13 protein-coding genes and 1 pseudogene are annotated in these 15814 nt (G+C 62.3%); 6 read left to right on the top strand and 8 right to left on the bottom strand.

Annotated elements, in window-relative coordinates; genetic code table 11:
* Nucleotides 1-101: 101 nt before the first annotated feature.
* A complete protein-coding gene (locus tag ABX74_RS19665; RefSeq protein WP_003944728.1) occupies nt 102-923 on the bottom strand; it encodes an ABC transporter ATP-binding protein in 822 nt (273 codons plus the stop codon).
* A 51-nt stretch (nt 924-974) separates the two neighbouring features.
* Here ABX74_RS19665 and glgX point away from each other — a divergent pair.
* Nucleotides 975-3017, top strand: a pseudogene (gene glgX / locus ABX74_RS19660) (glycogen debranching protein GlgX); the annotation flags it as partial.
* Here the strand turns inward: glgX and ABX74_RS30460 are convergent.
* The 4 genes from ABX74_RS30460 to ctaD form a co-directional block, all read right to left on the bottom strand.
* On the bottom strand, nt 2930-3724 hold the full coding sequence (locus ABX74_RS30460; protein ID WP_317617259.1) for a membrane protein: 795 nt from the start codon (nt 3722-3724) through the stop codon (nt 2930-2932). The pseudogene glgX and the gene ABX74_RS30460 sit on opposite strands and share 88 nt — an antisense overlap.
* 37 nt (nt 3725-3761) lie before the next feature.
* Nucleotides 3762-4529 (bottom strand): peptidyl-tRNA hydrolase, encoded by a 768-nt coding sequence (locus tag ABX74_RS19645; RefSeq protein ID WP_047889501.1) that lies wholly within the window; start codon nt 4527-4529, stop codon nt 3762-3764.
* Nucleotides 4526-5746: a phosphoserine phosphatase SerB gene (serB, locus tag ABX74_RS19640; RefSeq protein ID WP_020969288.1), complete on the bottom strand. Its 1221-nt coding sequence runs from the start codon at nt 5744-5746 to the stop codon at nt 4526-4528. The genes ABX74_RS19645 and serB overlap by 4 nt, the downstream gene beginning before the upstream one ends.
* 116 nt (nt 5747-5862) lie before the next feature.
* Nucleotides 5863-7653, bottom strand: coding sequence for a cytochrome c oxidase subunit I (ctaD, locus tag ABX74_RS19635; RefSeq protein ID WP_020907234.1), 1791 nt, complete (start codon nt 7651-7653; stop codon nt 5863-5865).
* A 349-nt stretch (nt 7654-8002) separates the two neighbouring features.
* On the opposite strand from ctaD, the gene ABX74_RS19630 reads away from it, so the two are divergent.
* The 3 genes from ABX74_RS19630 (at nt 8003) to ABX74_RS19620 (ending at nt 10682) form a co-directional block, all read left to right on the top strand.
* Nucleotides 8003-8998 carry an ABC transporter substrate-binding protein gene (locus ABX74_RS19630; RefSeq protein WP_019747891.1) on the top strand — a complete coding sequence of 332 codons (996 nt, stop codon included), beginning with the start codon at nt 8003-8005 and terminating at the stop codon, nt 8996-8998.
* 49 nt (nt 8999-9047) lie between these two features.
* Complete coding sequence (locus tag ABX74_RS19625) at nt 9048-10142, top strand: iron-siderophore ABC transporter substrate-binding protein (RefSeq protein WP_047889500.1); 1095 nt, start codon at nt 9048-9050, stop codon at nt 10140-10142.
* 66 nt (nt 10143-10208) lie between these two features.
* Nucleotides 10209-10682, top strand: a complete 474-nt coding sequence (locus ABX74_RS19620) for an NUDIX hydrolase (protein WP_019747889.1) — start codon at nt 10209-10211, stop codon at nt 10680-10682.
* A 95-nt stretch (nt 10683-10777) separates the two neighbouring features.
* Here ABX74_RS19620 and nrdF read toward each other — a convergent pair whose 3' ends face one another.
* On the bottom strand, nt 10778-11743 hold the full coding sequence (nrdF, locus tag ABX74_RS19615) for a class 1b ribonucleoside-diphosphate reductase subunit beta (RefSeq protein ID WP_003944744.1): 966 nt from the start codon (nt 11741-11743) through the stop codon (nt 10778-10780).
* Nucleotides 11744-11913: 170 nt separating this feature from the next.
* Between nrdF and ABX74_RS19610 the strand changes: the two genes are divergently transcribed.
* Both ABX74_RS19610 and ABX74_RS19605 read left to right on the top strand, forming a co-directional pair.
* On the top strand, nt 11914-12831 hold the full coding sequence (locus ABX74_RS19610) for an SPFH domain-containing protein (RefSeq protein ID WP_003944699.1): 918 nt from the start codon (nt 11914-11916) through the stop codon (nt 12829-12831).
* A gap of 12 nt (nt 12832-12843) precedes the next feature.
* Nucleotides 12844-13056, top strand: a complete 213-nt coding sequence (locus tag ABX74_RS19605; protein WP_003944723.1) for a hypothetical protein — start codon at nt 12844-12846, stop codon at nt 13054-13056.
* Between the two features lie 60 nt (nt 13057-13116).
* Here ABX74_RS19605 and nrdE read toward each other — a convergent pair whose 3' ends face one another.
* Together nrdE and nrdI are read right to left on the bottom strand one after the other, a co-directional pair.
* Complete coding sequence (nrdE, locus tag ABX74_RS19600; RefSeq protein ID WP_029255087.1) at nt 13117-15300, bottom strand: class 1b ribonucleoside-diphosphate reductase subunit alpha; 2184 nt, start codon at nt 15298-15300, stop codon at nt 13117-13119.
* Nucleotides 15258-15737 carry a class Ib ribonucleoside-diphosphate reductase assembly flavoprotein NrdI gene (nrdI, locus tag ABX74_RS29995; protein ID WP_019747887.1) on the bottom strand — a complete coding sequence of 160 codons (480 nt, stop codon included), beginning with the start codon at nt 15735-15737 and terminating at the stop codon, nt 15258-15260. The genes nrdE and nrdI overlap by 43 nt, the downstream gene beginning before the upstream one ends.
* Between the last annotated feature and the right edge of the window lie 77 nt (nt 15738-15814).

Raw genomic sequence — 15814 nt, 5'->3', positions numbered from 1 at the left:
CGCATCCTTGGGCTCGGGGACAGCGTTTGCATTCTCGTTAGCCATGCTTCGCGAACCTACGCGATCTGTGATCTGGGCCGCATTTCAGGTCCCACTGAAGCTCACGCGCGATGAGCCCCGGACGGCCTCGCACGTCGTGCGAAGTATCGGCCGTCCGCCTTGTCGAGGCTGATGGACTGGCTGAATGCCGCGCTCAGATTTTCGGCGGTGATGACGTCGTCCAGAAGGCCCTGAGAGACGACCTCACCTTCCTTGAGAAGGAGTGCGTGAGTGAATCCCGGCGGGATCTCCTCGACGTGATGGGTGATCAGAACGGTTGCCGGGGCGTCCGGATCGGCAGCCAGTTCGGCGAGTCTGGCCACAAGTTCCTCACGTCCACCGAGATCGAGCCCGGCGGCGGGCTCGTCCAGGAGAAGAAGTTCGGGATCGGTCATCAAGGCTCGCGCGATGAGGACGCGCTTGCGCTCGCCTTCGGAAAGCGTCCCGTACGTCCGATCCGCCAGGTGCTCGGCGCCGAGGCTTTCGAGCATCTCCACAGCGCGCGAGGTGTCCATGGATTCGTACTCCTCGCGCCACCGACCGAGAACGGCGTAGCCCGCCGACACGACGAGGTCGCTGACCTTCTCGTCGCCGGGCACGCGGTTCGCCAACGACGACGAGGACAAACCGATTCGCGGGCGCAACTCGTTGACGTCGACCTTGCCGAGAACTTCGCCAAGGAGGTGGGCAGAACCACTGGTCGGGAAAGTCTCACCGGCCGCGATGCGCAGCAGCGAGGTCTTGCCGGCACCGTTGGGTCCGAGCACCACCCATCGCTCGTCCAGCTCCACTTTCCAGGTGACGGGCCCCACCAGAGTGGACCCTCCCCGACGGATGAGTACGTTGTCGAAATCGATGAGCAGATCTGGATCAGGTAGCGGCACCCGAACATCTTCCCGCACATTCTCCGGCCGTTCACGGCAGGATCATCTTGCGTGTCGCCTCTCATCGAAACTCACACCCCGACGCCCGGGTCTCCGTTCCCACTCGGCGCCAACATCGTGGACTCCGGAACCCAGTTCGCGGTCCACGCACCAGCTGCGTCGAGCGTCCAGATCTGCCTGATCGACCAGGACGGAAACGAAGATCGCGTCGAACTCCGGCAACACACGTACGGAATCTGGCACGGGATCATCGCCGGGATCGGTGCGGGGCAGCGATACGGAATTCGGGCAAGCGGCCCGTGGAATCCGCGCGCCGGACTGAGACTGAACCCACACAAGCTGCTCATCGATCCGTGGGCGTGCCGCATCGAGGGGGAACTCGGTGACCACCGTGCCCTCCTGTCGTACGCCGACCATCCTTTCGGCGACCCGTCTACCCTCGACTCGCTCGGCCACGTGCCGCTGTCCGTGGTGACTCCCGGCCTCGTGCCCGCCGGAGCCCGCCTCGAGACGCCGTGGGAGGAGAGCGTGATCTACGAACTGCATGTGGGCGCGTACACCGCCAGTCATCCAGGAGTACCCGCCGCCCACCGCGGAACGTACCTCGGCCTGACGGCACCGGTCGTGATCGATCACCTCGTCTCACTCGGCGTCACCGCCGTGGAACTGCTTCCCGTACAGGCGTTTCTGACCGAACAGAGCGTCCGCGAGCGAGGGATGCGCAACCACTGGGGATACTCGACGGCGTCGTACTTCGCCCCGCATCCCGGATACGCGGCAACTCCGGGCGGCGAAGTCACCGAGTTCCGGATCATGGTCGACGCACTACACGCGGCAGGCATCGAGGTCATCCTCGACGTCGTCTACAACCACACCTGCGAGCAGAGTGTCGACGGAATCAGCGTCAGCTGGCGAGGTTTGGACGGCCGCGGCTACTACCTTCTCGACGGCGACGGCCGCGACATCGACCTGACCGGGTGCGGCAACACGGTCGACGCCTGCTCCCCCATCGCCGTCCGCATGATCACCGACAGCCTCCGTTACTGGGCCACCGAAATGGGTGTCGACGGCTTCCGATTCGATCTCGCGAGCGCGTTGGGTAGGCCGCGCGGCGGCGGCTTCGACCAGCGGGCATCCATCTTGTCGGCCATCTCCTCCGATCCGGTACTGACCCGGTGCAAGCTCATCGCCGAACCGTGGGATGCCACTGCCGACGGTTACCAGGTCGGAAACTTCGGACTCCAATGGTCGGAATGGAACGACAAGTACCGCAGCACTATTCGCCAGTTCTGGAACGGCGGCTCCAGCGTCCGGAAGGTCGCGTCGCGCCTCGCCGGTTCCGAGGACATCTTTGCCGGCAGCGGCCGTCGCCCATGGGCGTCGATCAACTTCGTCACAGCGCACGACGGGTTCACCGCCGCCGATCTGGTCGCGTACAACCACAAGCACAACGAAGCCAACGGTGAAGACAATCGTGACGGCGCCGATCACAACGATTCGTTCAACCACGGAATCGAAGGCCCCAGCACCGATCCCGAGATTCAGGACGCCAGGGCACGTCATGTACGGGCGCTACTGGCCACGCTCGTGCTGTCGACAGGCACACCGATGCTCACCGCCGGAGACGAGTTCGGCCACAGTCTCGGCGGAAACAACAACGCGTATTGTGTTCCCACACTTGCCTCCCCAGCCGATTCGTGGGCCCTGGACTGGACGGCGGCCGATCAGTCGTTGGTGCAGTTCGTCTCCCGAGCGTTCGGCTTACGCCGAGCGGCACCGGCGTTGCGTCAGCCCGAATTCTTCGAAGGCAGAAGAAGACTGGAGCACCCGGACCTCGTCTGGTTCGACGCTGCCGGCGTCGAGTTCGACGACACCGCATGGTACGACGAGAGTCACCGAACGCTGCAGGCCTGGATCGACGGAGCCGACGTTCGGTCTCACACTCGGACCGGGCGCCCACTCGGTGACGACAGTTGGCTCCTGATCCTGCATTCCGGTGGACCGGTTCAGGTTACCGTCGGCACTCCGGAATGGTTCGACGGCACCTTGACTGCATCGTTCGATTCGGCGTCACCGACCGGCGAACCTGCCTCCACGGCCGAAGTTCCCGTCGGCACGGAGATCTCATTGACCGGACCCACGGTCTTGGCCTTACGTTCCGTGACACGTCCGCCGGTAACCGCTGCTGTCATGGAATCCGGCAGCACCTTGAGCAGTAATTGAATGGTCGGCCCGATCCCGAAGGCGTACAACACTGTTCCGACGCCAACCGTTCCACCGAGGAGCCATCCGGTAGCGAGGACCGCGATTTCGATGCTGGTACGCACGAGCCTGACCGACAAGCCGGTGCGCGCCACCAGTCCTGTCATCAACCCGTCGCGGGGACCCGGCCCCATGCCTGCCCCGATGTAGAGAACGCTGGCCAGTCCGTTGAGGAGGATTCCCGCGACCATGATCGCGGCGCGAACTGGCATGGAATCAAAGACCGGCAAGAAGGCCAGTGAAGTATCCACCGAGATTGCAATTACCACGACATTGGCGACCGTGCCGAACCCTGGCCGCTGACGGATCGGAATCCAGAGCAGCAGTACCACCGCACCGGTAATCGCAGTGATCACGCCGAAACTGAGCGAAACATGCTCGGCCACGCCCTGATGGAACACATCCCAGGGGTCCAGTCCGAGGCCGGCTGTGATCATCATGGCCATCGAGAAGCCGTACAACCACAGACCAACGAACAGCGAGGCGAATCTCCGTATCAACACTCGACCATCTTGAAGGCCACTGGACTGTTCATCCATAGCCAAGTTGTCGATACTGGACTGGTCGGTTAGGTCACTACGGAACCGCGATGACTGTCATGGAGCCTGGTGCCACTTCCGTGAAGCCCGCATCACGAACCGCGACAGCCTCCGACCGCTTCAATCGGTCTACTGCCTCGGCCCACTGTTTCGGACTTGCGTCGCGTACCGAGCAGCGAAAGTCGTTCTGCGCCCATACCCAGCACTGTTTCTCGGACATGGCCGCTGCCAACAACATCGAGGCATGCCCTACCTGTGCCGACGCCTTGCCTACCGTCATCTCGAGCTCCGAGTCGATCCACAGCACCGGAAGACCGGGCTCGGGCTGGCCAGGCTCGTCGTGCTCCAGGTCGGTGCCACCGATCTGCAACTTCTTGATTCGCGGGTCCAGTTCTCCGACCGGCCCGGGAACCAGAGCCCGCGCCTGGGCGCCATCCACGTCGACGGTGATTCCCGGCACCTCTTGCGCGGCGAGCCACTGGGCTCCACGCGCTCGGCGAGACACTTTCCGGATCCGGGCACCCACCCACGCCGAATAGTCCTCGTGCCACGGGCCGGGCTCCCCGTCTTCGGTGAACCCGACGCGTTCGTCCAGGCACAGCGCCACTGCCGCCGTTGCGGCAGCCTCGAGCAGTGCAGTGCGCTTCGGCGGGTCTGCCTTCGGGATGTGGAGAATGATCGGCATCGCCAACACCAGTGCCGGATCCGTGGGATCGTCTCGCCCACCGTACCCAGCGGCCAACACCGCGTGGCGCTCGCGCCAGCGAGAATCGGGATCGGAACTGACTGCTGGATCGGAACTCATGGAATCGGTACGCGTCGTACGCCACCGTCGACGGCGTCCGCAGCCTCGACCTCGTCGCGGGTCACACCGAGAATGAACAGCACAGCATCGAGGAAGGGATGCGACAAAGCCGCGTCCGCGACCTCCCGCAACGCGGGCTTGGCGTTGAACGCCACACCCAGTCCCGCGGCGTTGAGCATATCGATGTCGTTGGCACCGTCACCGACGGCGACAGTCTGTTCCATCGGCACACCGACCTGATCGGCGAACTTGCGCAACGCGACGGCCTTCGCAGCGCGGTCGACGATTTCACCGATCACACGTCCGGTCAGCTTGCCATCGACGATCTCGAGGGTGTTGGCGTGCACGAAGTCCAGTTCGAGTTCGTGTGCGAGGCCTTCGATGACCTGGCGGAAACCGCCGGACACCACGCCGCAGTGGAATCCGAGGCGGCGCAGGGTACGGATCGTGGTGCGCGCACCCGGCGTCAGTTCGATGCTCTCTGCCACCTCGTCGATGACGGAGGCGTCGAGACCGGCGAGTGTCGCCACACGCTGGTGCAGTGATTCGGTGAAGTCGATCTCGCCGCGCATCGCAGCTTCGGTGACGGCGCGGACCTCGTCCTCGACGCCGGCCTTCGCGGCGAGCATCTCGATGACCTCGCCCTGTACGAGCGTCGAGTCCACGTCGAACACGATCAGACGCTTGGCCCGGCGAGCCAGTCCTGCGCGCTCGACTGCGATGTCGACGTTTTCGAGAGCGGCGACCTCGGCGAGTCCGGTACGCAGCTTCGCGTCGCCGTCGACAGTATCGGCTGCGCTGACGCTGAGTTCGAGGCCGGTGACCGGATAGTCGGCGACACCACGGATGGAGTCGATATTGGCGCCCTGCTTCGCGAGTTCGCGTGCCACCGAGCGCATTGCGCGGGCATTGACGGGGCTGCCGAGAACAACGACCGCGTGAGTGGACACTGCAGGTCGACCTGGATCGGCACCGATTTCGATGTCGACGTTCATTCCGACCGTCGCCATCGCCTGTTCGAGCTCTTCCTGAAGGGCTTCGGGATCGTTCGGGCAGGCCACCATGACGCCGAGTGTCAGTCGACCTCGAATCACCACCTGCTCCACGTCGAGCAGACGCACATCGTGCCGCGACAGCGCCGCGAACAGTACCGAGGTGACGCCAGGGCGGTCCGGCCCGGTCACAGTCACCAGAACAGTGGTGTCAGAGGCACCCACCGAAAACTCCGATCGTTTCTTCGTTCGCGTCTTGATCGTCACTATTGTGCCAAGCGAAAGGCCCCACCCGTTACTCGGGCGGGGCCTTCGCTGATTACTTCAGTGTGTTACTTCGCTCAGGAGCGGCTGTCGGTGCCGGGGTCGCCTTCGTCCCCGACTGTGAGCGGCTCGTGACGAGCATCTTCGAGCACGGTGCTGGCGTTCTTCCCACCGTGACCGGGGCCGACGTGCGCTTCTGCGCGCATTCGCTCCACCATGTGCGGGTAGTGCAGCTCGAAGGCCGGACGCTCGCTGCGGATGCGCGGCAACTCGGTGAAGTTGTGACGCGGCGGCGGGCAGGTTGTCGCCCACTCCAGCGAGTTTCCGTAGCCCCACGGATCGTCGACGGTGACCACTTCGCCGTAGCGGTAACTCTTGAAGACGTTCCAGATGAACGGGAGCGTCGAGGCACCGAGTACGAACGCGAAGATCGTGGACACCGAGTTCAGAACCGTGAACCCGTCCGAGGGCAGGTAGTCGGCGTAACGACGCGGCATACCCTCGGCACCGAGCCAGTGCTGGACGAGGAACGTGCCGTGGAAGCCGACGAACGTGGTCCAGAAGTGCCACTTGCCGAGGCGCTCGTCCATCATGCGGCCGGTCATCTTCGGGAACCAGAAGTAGATACCGGCGTACGTGGCGAACACGACCGTACCGAAGACCACGTAGTGGAAGTGGGCGACGACGAAGTAGCTGTCCGTGACGTGGAAGTCGAGCGGCGGGCTCGCGAGGATGACGCCCGACAGACCACCGAAGAGGAAGGTGATCAGGAAGCCGATCGAGAACAGCATCGGCGATTCGAAGGTCAACTGCCCCTTCCACATCGTGCCGATCCAGTTGAAGATCTTCACACCTGTCGGCACGGCGATCAGGAACGTCATGAACGAGAAGTAGGGCAGGAGAACAGCGCCGGTCGCGTACATGTGGTGAGCCCACACTGCGATCGACAGAGCGGCGATGGCCAACGTTGCGTACACCAGGCCGCTGTAGCCGAAGATCGGCTTACGGCTGAAGACCGGGAAGATCTCCGAGACGATGCCGAAGAACGGCAGCGCGATGATGTACACCTCGGGGTGACCGAAGAACCAGAACAGGTGCTGCCACAGCAGCACACCGCCCGTTGCCGGGTCGAAGATGTGTCCACCGAGATGGCGGTCGACGAACAGGCCCATGAATGCAGCGGTCAGCAGCGGGAACGCCAGCAGGATCAGGATGCTGGTGATGAAGATGTTCCAGGTGAAGATCGGCATGCGGAACATGGTCATACCGGGTGCGCGCAGGCAAATCACGGTGGTGACCATGTTGACGCCACCGAGGATGGTGCCGAGACCGGCGACAGCCAGACCCAAGACCCACAGGTCGGCGCCGACGCCGGGGCTGTGCAGCGCGCTGGTCAGCGGCGTGTATGCCGTCCAACCGAAGTCTGCTGCGCCACCGGGCGTGACGAATCCGGCCGTCGTGATGATCGCGCCGAACAGGTACAGCCAGTAGCTGAACGCGTTCAGACGCGGGAACGCGACGTCAGGTGCACCGATCTGGAGCGGAAGAATGTAGTTCGCGAAGCCGAAGACGATCGGGGTCGCGTACAGCAGCAGCATGATCGTGCCGTGCATGGTGAACAGCTGGTTGAACTGTTCGTTGGAAAGGAACTGCATGCCGGGTACAGCAAGTTCGGCACGCATCATCAGTGCCATGAGGCCACCGATGAGGAAGAAGGCGATGGAAGTCGCCAAGTACATGATTCCGAGCACCTTGGGATCGGTGGTCGTGATCATCTTGAAAATGAATGAGCCCTTGGGTCCCTGCCGCGGCGGGTAAGGCCTGGCCGGCGCTATCGTGGGGACTGGCTGGGGCGCTACGGCAGTCACTGATCCTCCTGAATGTGCCTTTGGTCGCTCCGCAGACTCCGTCAAAGAGCCCTTGGTTGCGCCCGCAGGGTCCGTCGCCCGGGCTGCGGACAACGGCTTCTGGCTTGCGCTCATCGAATCGTAGACCGTGACTCCGAGGCACCGCGACCCGGTCCTACTCTGCGTCGTACTCGAGCATCCGTTTTTGGGGGCACCAAACGAACGACCTGCGGTTTATGTTCCCTCGGGAGTCCGAACCCACATCCGAATCGGCGTGTCGTACCCGTCGAAGAATTCGGCCGGTGTCCGTTTTCGGCCATCTCCTCCACTGATAAGGTCACCCTCGCCTAACTCACCTCAGGAGTATTCAGTGAAATTCTTTCCCCGCCGCGCCGCGCTGGTAGCCGTCGCAGCCTCGATCGCCTTGGTCGTTCCAGCCTGCTCGAGTAACGACGAGCCCGCTGCAACCACCACCTCGACCGAGTCGGGCGCATTCCCCCGCACGATCGAACACTTCCGTGGAAGCACCGAAATCCCGGCAGCACCCCAGCGGATCGTCGCGCTCGACAACAGCTTCACCGACGCCGTCCTTCTCCTCGAATCCCCGCTCGTCGGCTACGTCGACTACCGAGAGCCCGGTCTGCCCGACTACCTCGGATCCTCCCGGGAGGAATTCGCCGCGGACGCCGTCTCGGTCGGCACGGTCAGCAGTGCAAGCCTCGAGAAGATCGCCGCACTGCAGCCAGACCTCATCATCTCCGCCGAGGTCCGCGACGGGAAGAACTACGAACAACTGTCCGCAATCGCACCCACCGTCTTCACTCAGACGACCGGCCCGACGTGGAAGGACAACATCCGCCTGGTCGGTCAAGCGCTGGGCAAGGAGTCACTGGCCGAGGCGAAGATCACCGAGTACGAAACCCGCGCAGCCACCGTCGGCAAGGAAATCAACGAGAAGGCGAACAACCCGGTCATCTCGGTAGTCCGATTCGCCGGTGAACCGACGGCACGCCTCTACCGCACCACCTCGTTCAGCGGCATCGTCCTTCAGGACGCCGGATTGAAGCGCCCGGACAACCAGGGACCTGACCCCGCCGATGCCGGAAACATCATGATGAAGATCAGCCCCGAGCTGATCAACGAAGCCGACGCGGACGTCATCTTCATCAGCACCTGGCAAGACGCCGAGGGCAAGAGCGCCGAAGCTGCGAAGCCGTTCCTCGAGAGCCCGCTGTGGCAGACCCTTCGAGGACGCAAGGTCGACGTGGACGATTCACGTTGGATGTCGCCGGTCAGCATCCAGGGCGCCCACATGATCCTCGACGACCTCTCGGACACGTTCGAGGTGGACAAGCAGAACAGCTGAGTCGAACAGCTAACCTGAACGGCGCCCGCTCACACAGGAAGCCGTCGACTTGTCTGTTCTCTCACGCACGTCTGTTCTCTCACGCACGACCGTCCGCACGTCCATTCGTCGTGTCTCGATCCTGGGGATCGCCGCCACGATGCTCGTCCTCGGTGGTTGCTCGTCCGACTCGTCGGACGATCCCTCGAGCACCATCGTCCGGACCACTACGTCGATCGCCGGTGCCGGCGTGATGGGCATCGAACGCGACACCGCCACCGCGTGCCCGACGCCGACGCAAGCCGACCCGGGAGCGGGCCCCGGGGTGAAGCGTCGAGTCGTACACACTGCGGGTGAAACCGAGGTTCCTTCCGATCCCCAACGGATCGTGGTCCTCGACAGCGTCTCGATGGACGCCGTGTGCGCCCTCGGTCTGTGGGAGCGGGTAGTGGGCGCCGCGACCGGTGTCGACTCGCCTCAACCGTCGTACCTCGGTTTCGGCATCTCGGAGATTCCGAGCGTCGGCCCCGTGAGCGCACCCGACGTCAACGCCGTGAAGGCCGCCGCGCCGGACTTGATCCTCGGGTCCAGTCCGGCGTCCGACGGTTTGTACGGGCAACTCGACGCCATCGCCCCCACCGTGTTCGCCGGCGCGGATCCCGTGTACTGGAAAGCGCAGTTCGCCCTCGCCGGCCAGGCACTTGGCCGTTCGTCCGCGGCTGCGACGGAGCTGGACCGCTACCAGCAGGACGTCGTGCAACTCGGCGACGCATTGAATGCATCACAGACGCAGGCATCAGTGGTTCGGTTCGGTTCGAAGGACCTGCAGATCGAGGGTCCCGCATCCTTCGCCGGACAGATCCTCAGCGACGTCGGCGTCCGGCGCCCACCGGCGCAGCGATTGACCGATGCGACCACAGCACCGATTCCGGCCGACGATCTCAGCGCCGCCGAAGGTGACTTGATCTACGTACTCTTCGACGGGCCGAACGGCCGTACCTACGGCACCGAGATCATGAAGAGCGACCAGTGGCAGGACCTCGCCGCCGCCACCGACCGGCGTGTGTTCGTCGCTGAAGACGAAATCTGGAACGGAAACGGGATGACTGCCGCCCGTGCCGTATTGGCGGACTTGAAGGGAACCTTGAACGGATATGCGAGCTGACTGGAACGAACCGCTACTCCCACATTCGAGGCGGCTCGCCACAACTGTGACGGTCGGGTTCTGATCATGCCGATCCCGGAATTCATTGTCGCTTTGCGCGAGAAGGTCGGTCATGCGCCGCTCTGGCTGTCCGGCGTGAGCGTCGTGATCCGCGACGACGACGGCCGGGTCCTGCTCACCCGCCGCGCCGACAACGGTCAGTGGGCCGTCGTGTCCGGCGTTCTCGAGCCCGGAGAGGAACCGTCGGCGGCGGCGGTGCGGGAGGCGAAGGAAGAAACCGGCGTCGACGCCGAATTGATTCGGATCACGAGTGTCGATGTCACAGAACCCATTACGTACCCCAATGGTGACGTGACCCAGTACCTCGACGTCTGCTTCCTGGCCAGGTGGACCGGCGGAGATGCACACGTGGCGGACGACGAAAACCTCGAGGTCGCGTGGTTCGCGCCGAGCGAATTGCCTTCGGACATGACGGAAACCTCGCGTCTGCGCCTCGCAAAAGCATTGCTGGACAAGCCGGAAGCGTGGTTTCTGCGCTGACCCACTCCCCCATCGACGACCGAAGCCCGATTCCCGCGTGTGCAGGAGTCGGGCTTCGGTATATAGGTCGCTCTAGAAATCCCGAGCGGGTCGCTCTAGAAATCCCAGTCGTCGTCTTCGGTGTTGACGGCTTTGCCGATGACGTAGGAGCTTCCCGAGCCGGAGAAGAAGTCGTGATTCTCGTCCGCATTCGGTGAAAGTGCCGACAGGATAGCCGGATTGACGTCCGTCTCGTCCTTCGGGAAGAGGCCTTCGTAGCCGAGATTGTTGAGCGCCTTGTTGGCGTTGTAGCGCAGGAACTTCTTGACATCCTCGGTCAGGCCGACGCCGTCGTAGAGGTCCTGCGTGTAGTCGACCTCGTTCTCGTAGAGCTCGAAGAGCAGCTCGAACGTGTAGTTCTTGAGCTCTTCACGCTCGGCCTCGGTGAGCTGTTCGAGGCCCTTCTGGTACTTGTAGCCGATGTAGTACCCGTGCACGGCCTCGTCGCGGATGATGAGGCGGATGAGGTCTGCGGTGTTGGTGAGCTTGGCTCGCGAGGACCAGTACATCGGCAGGTAGAAGCCGGAGTAGAAGAGGAAGCTCTCGAGGAGCGTCGAGGCGACCTTGCGCTTGAGCGGCGACTCGCCGTTGTAGTAGTCGAGAACGATCTGCGCCTTGCGCTGCAGGTTGGGGTTCTCCTCCGACCAGCGGAACGCGTCGTCGATGTCCGGGGTGGAGCACAGCGTCGAGAAGATCGAGCTGTAACTCTTCGCGTGCACCGATTCCATGAAGGCGATGTTGGTGTACACCGCTTCTTCGTGGGGAGTGATCGCGTCCGGGATGAGGCTGACGGCGCCGACCGTTCCCTGGATGGTGTCGAGCAGCGTCAGGCCCGTGAAGACGCGCATGGTGAGCTGCTGCTCCTGCGCGGTCAGCGTTCCCCAGGACGGGATGTCGTTGGAGACCGGCACCTTTTCGGGCAGCCAGAAGTTGCTGACGAGGCGATCCCATACCTCGGCGTCCTTCTCGTCCTGGACGCGATTCCAGTTGATGGCGGAAACGCGACTGACCAGCTTGACCATAATTCCTACCTAGCGAGAGAGATACTGCCGAATGTTGGCTTGCCTGAACACTACCCGTTGTGTCGGGTCCGCGATGCCAACACAACAACATGTGTCGCACGCGCCCCTCCACGAGTACAAAAAATGTGATATCAATTAAATATCACTTACCGATGGAAAGCGAGTCCCGCATGACCAGCACACCCACCGTGGCCGAGAAACCGACCGGAGTCGCCACCACAACGATCGCCGAACGCCCAGGCTGGGACCTGTCCGGCAGCTGGATGCTCCTCGGCGGCGTCCTTCTCTTCCTGGCCGGAATCGCGCTGTCCGTCGTTGGCGGAGTTCTGGGACTCTTCGCCCTGATTCCGGTCGGTGTGGTGCTGTTCATCGCGTCACTCCCCCTGCTGATGGGCCTGACCTTGGTGCAACCGAATCAAGCCCGAGTCCTTCAACTCCTGGGAAGCTCGTACAGCGGCACCCTGCGCACGCCGGGCCTGCGATGGACAAATCCGCTGACGGTCCGTCGATCGATCTCGACGCGCATCCGAAACCACGAGACCGGTCAGGCGAAAGTGAACGACGCCGACGGAAATCCCATCGAGATCTCGGCGGTGGTCGTCTGGCAAGTTGCCGACACAGCGCTCGCCTCATTCCAGGTGGACGACTACGAGGAGTTCGTCTCGGTGCAGACCGAGGCGGCAGTCCGCCATATCGCCGGCAGCTACCCGTACGACGCCGAAGGCCGAGTCTCGTTGCGCGAGAACGCCGATATCATCACCACCACCTTGTCGGAGGAGGTTCACGCCCGCGTGCGTGCGGCGGGTGTCGAAGTTATCGAGACACGCATCAACAGGCTCTCGTATGCACCCGAGATCGCCAGCGCAATGCTTCGGCGCCAGCAAGCGGGTGCAGTGATCGCCGCCCGCAAGCAAATCGTCGAAGGTGCGGTGTCCATGGTCGACATGGCACTCAAGCAACTCGAGGAAAAGCACGTCGTCGAACTCGACGAGGAACGCAAGGCCACGATGATCAGTAACCTTCTGGTCGTGCTGTGCGGCGACCGCGACGCACAACCGGTGCTGAACACCGGTTCGCTCTACCAGTAAAGGAAAGGCCACATGGCCACGGATCCAGCTCCGAGGTCGGAGCGCAAGAAGATCCTGCTTCGGTTGGACCCAGCGGTGCACGACGCGCTTGCCCGCTGGGCCGCCGACGATCTCCGAAGTACCAACGCCCAGATCGAGTTTCTCCTTCGGCGCGCACTCACCGAGCACGGTCGAATGCCGAAGAATGCCGGCAAGATGCACGGTCCAGGCCGTCCGCCGGCCTGATACCCCTGTGCGCCTTTTCGGTAGTAACCACTACCGAAAAGGCGCACGGGGCGGAGCCCTTTACAGCATGCAGGAAACGCAGCCCTCGACCTCGGTGCCTTCGAGTGCCATCTGACGCAGACGGATGTAGTACAGCGTCTTGATGCCCTTACGCCACGCGTAGATCTGCGCCTTGTTGATGTCGCGTGTGGTGGCGGTGTCCTTGAAGAACAGCGTCAGCGACAGGCCCTGGTCGACGTGTTGCGTTGCGGCAGCATAGGTGTCGACGATCTTCTCGTACCCGATTTCGTAGGCATCCTGGTAGTACTCCAGGTTGTCGTTGGTCAGGTAGGGCGCCGGGTAGTAGACGCGACCGATCTTGCCTTCCTTGCGGATCTCGATCTTCGACGCCACCGGGTGGATAGAGCTGGTGGAGTAGTTGATGTACGAGATCGAGCCGGTCGGCGGGACGGCCTGAAGGTTCTGGTTGTAGATACCGTGCTTCTGAACCGAAGCCTTCAGCTCACGCCAGTCGTCCTGGGTGGGGATGTGCAGCTTCGCATCGGCGAAGAGTCCGCGAACCTTGTCGGTTGCAGGCTCCCAGACCTGGTCGGTGTACTTGTCGAAGAATTCACCCGAGGCGTACTTCGACTCCGGGAAACCCTTGAAGTACGAGCCGCGCTCGATGGCGATCTTGTTCGACGCACGCAGTGCGTGGAACAGCACGGTGTAGAAGTAGATGTTCGTGAAGTCGATGCCTTCTTCGCTGCCGTAGAAGATCCGCTCACGAGCGAGGTATCCGTGCAGGTTCATCTGACCGAGGCCGATGGCGTGAGAGTCGTTGTTGCCCTGCTCGATCGACGGCACCGAGTAGATGTGTGTCTGGTCGGACACTGCCGTCAATCCGCGGATCGACACTTCGATGGTCTTCGCGAAGTCGGGCGAGTCCATGGTCTTCGCGATGTTCAGCGAACCCAGGTTGCAGGAGATGTCCTTGCCGACCTTCGAGTAGGACAGGTCGTCGTTGAACAGCGAAGGCGTCGAAACCTGCAGGATCTCCGAGCACAGGTTCGAGTGAGTGATCTTGCCTTCGATCGGGTTTGCCCGGTTCACCGTGTCCTCGAACATGATGTAGGGGTAGCCCGATTCGAACTGCAATTCGGCGACGGTCTGGAAGAACTCGCGAGCCTTGATCTTGGACTTGCGAATTCGCTTGTCGTCGACCATCTCGTAGTACTTCTCGGAGACGTTGATGTCGGAGAACGGAACTCCGTAGATGCGCTCGACGTCGTACGGCGAGAACAGGTACATGTCCTCGTTCTTCTTCGCCAGTTCGAAAGTGATGTCCGGGATCACGACGCCGAGAGAGAGCGTCTTGATGCGGATCTTCTCGTCGGCGTTCTCACGCTTGGTGTCGAGGAAGCGGTAGATGTCGGGGTGGTGCGCATGCAGGTACACGGCGCCGGCGCCCTGACGCGCACCCAACTGGTTGGCGTAGGAGAACGAGTCCTCGAGAAGCTTCATGATCGGGATGACACCCGAACTCTGGTTCTCGATCTTCTTGATCGGTGCGCCGTGCTCACGAACATTGGTGAGCAGCAAGGCAACTCCGCCACCACGCTTGGACAGCTGCAGTGCCGAGTTGATGGAGCGACCGATGGACTCCATGTTGTCTTCGATACGAAGCAGGAAGCAGGACACGGGCTCGCCGCGCTGCTTCTTGCCCGAGTTCAGGAACGTCGGGGTGGCGGGCTGGAAGCGTCCGGCGATGATCTCGTCGACGAGTTCGACGGCCAGGTCTTCGTTGCCTGCGGCCAGGGTGAGCGCAACCATGCAGACACGATCTTCGAAACGCTCGAGGTAGCGCTTACCGTCGAAGGTCTTGAGCGTGTAGGAGGTGTAGTACTTGAATGCACCCAGGAACGTCGGGAAGCGGAACTTCTTGGCGTACGCGTGATCGATCAGGAACTTCACGAAAGTACGTGAGTACTGATCGAGAACCTCGGGCTCGTAATAGTTTTCCTCGACGAGGTAGTCCAGCTTCTCGTCGAGGTTGTGGAAGAACACGGTGTTCTGGTTGACGTGCTGCAAGAAGTACTGACGGGCTGCAGCGACATCCATCTCGAACTGGATCTCACCGTTGGCGCCGTACAGGTTGAGCATGGCATTGAGTGCGTGGTAGTCGAGACCGTTGGTGGAATCGCCGCCGCGTGCATCACGCTCTACGCTTCCTGCCGCGATCGTGTCAGTGATGGTTGGCGCCACTGCCCGTGCTCCTTCTCTGTTTCGAGATGATTCCAGAACTCCCCCAAGCCTTCTCGTACTCGGTCGACATCCTCGGCAGTGCCCATGAGTTCGAACCGGTACAGAAAAGGAACGTGGCATTTCTGGGAAATGATGTTTCCTGCATAGCAAAAGGACTCACCGAAATTGGTGTTTCCCGCCGCGATCACTGCTCTGATCAACGACCTGTTGTGTGGATTGTTCAAAAAACGAATGACCGGCTTCGGCACATAACTGGTGTCGCGCCCTGTCACGGTGACCCCGCCACCATAGGTGGGCAGAATCAGCACATAGGGCTCGTTTACACGAAATGAGCCGTCACGGTCATGGATAGGTATACGTGTCGCAGGCAGGCCGAGACGTTGAACGAATCGGTGGGTGTTCTCCGACACGCTGGAAAAATAGACCAGCGAAGTCATCGGTTGTCACCATTTTCTTGTACGGTGCCCGGAACTACTCAGATGTGTCGGCGGAGGTGTCCACCGCCGACACTGCG

The organism is Rhodococcus sp. ARP2, assembly GCF_001029585.1.
In the GTDB taxonomy this organism is placed as follows: domain Bacteria; phylum Actinomycetota; class Actinomycetes; order Mycobacteriales; family Mycobacteriaceae; genus Rhodococcus_F; species Rhodococcus_F erythropolis.
This window is presented reverse-complemented; position numbering and strand designations above follow the sequence as displayed.

Excerpts from the sequence above, each read along its gene's own strand:
- ABX74_RS30460 (WP_317617259.1), bottom strand. The coding sequence starts at position 3,724 with ATGGATGAACAGTCCAGTGGCCTTCAAGATGGTCGAGTGTTGATACGG.
- ABX74_RS19645 (WP_047889501.1), bottom strand. The coding sequence starts at position 4,529 with ATGAGTTCCGATCCAGCAGTCAGTTCCGATCCCGATTCTCGCTGGCGC.
- ABX74_RS19620 (WP_019747889.1), top strand. The coding sequence starts at position 10,209 with ATGCCGATCCCGGAATTCATTGTCGCTTTGCGCGAGAAGGTCGGTCAT.
- nrdF (WP_003944744.1), bottom strand. The coding sequence starts at position 11,743 with ATGGTCAAGCTGGTCAGTCGCGTTTCCGCCATCAACTGGAATCGCGTC.
- ABX74_RS19610 (WP_003944699.1), top strand. The coding sequence starts at position 11,914 with ATGACCAGCACACCCACCGTGGCCGAGAAACCGACCGGAGTCGCCACC.
- ABX74_RS19605 (WP_003944723.1), top strand. The coding sequence starts at position 12,844 with ATGGCCACGGATCCAGCTCCGAGGTCGGAGCGCAAGAAGATCCTGCTT.
- nrdI (WP_019747887.1), bottom strand. The coding sequence starts at position 15,737 with ATGACTTCGCTGGTCTATTTTTCCAGCGTGTCGGAGAACACCCACCGA.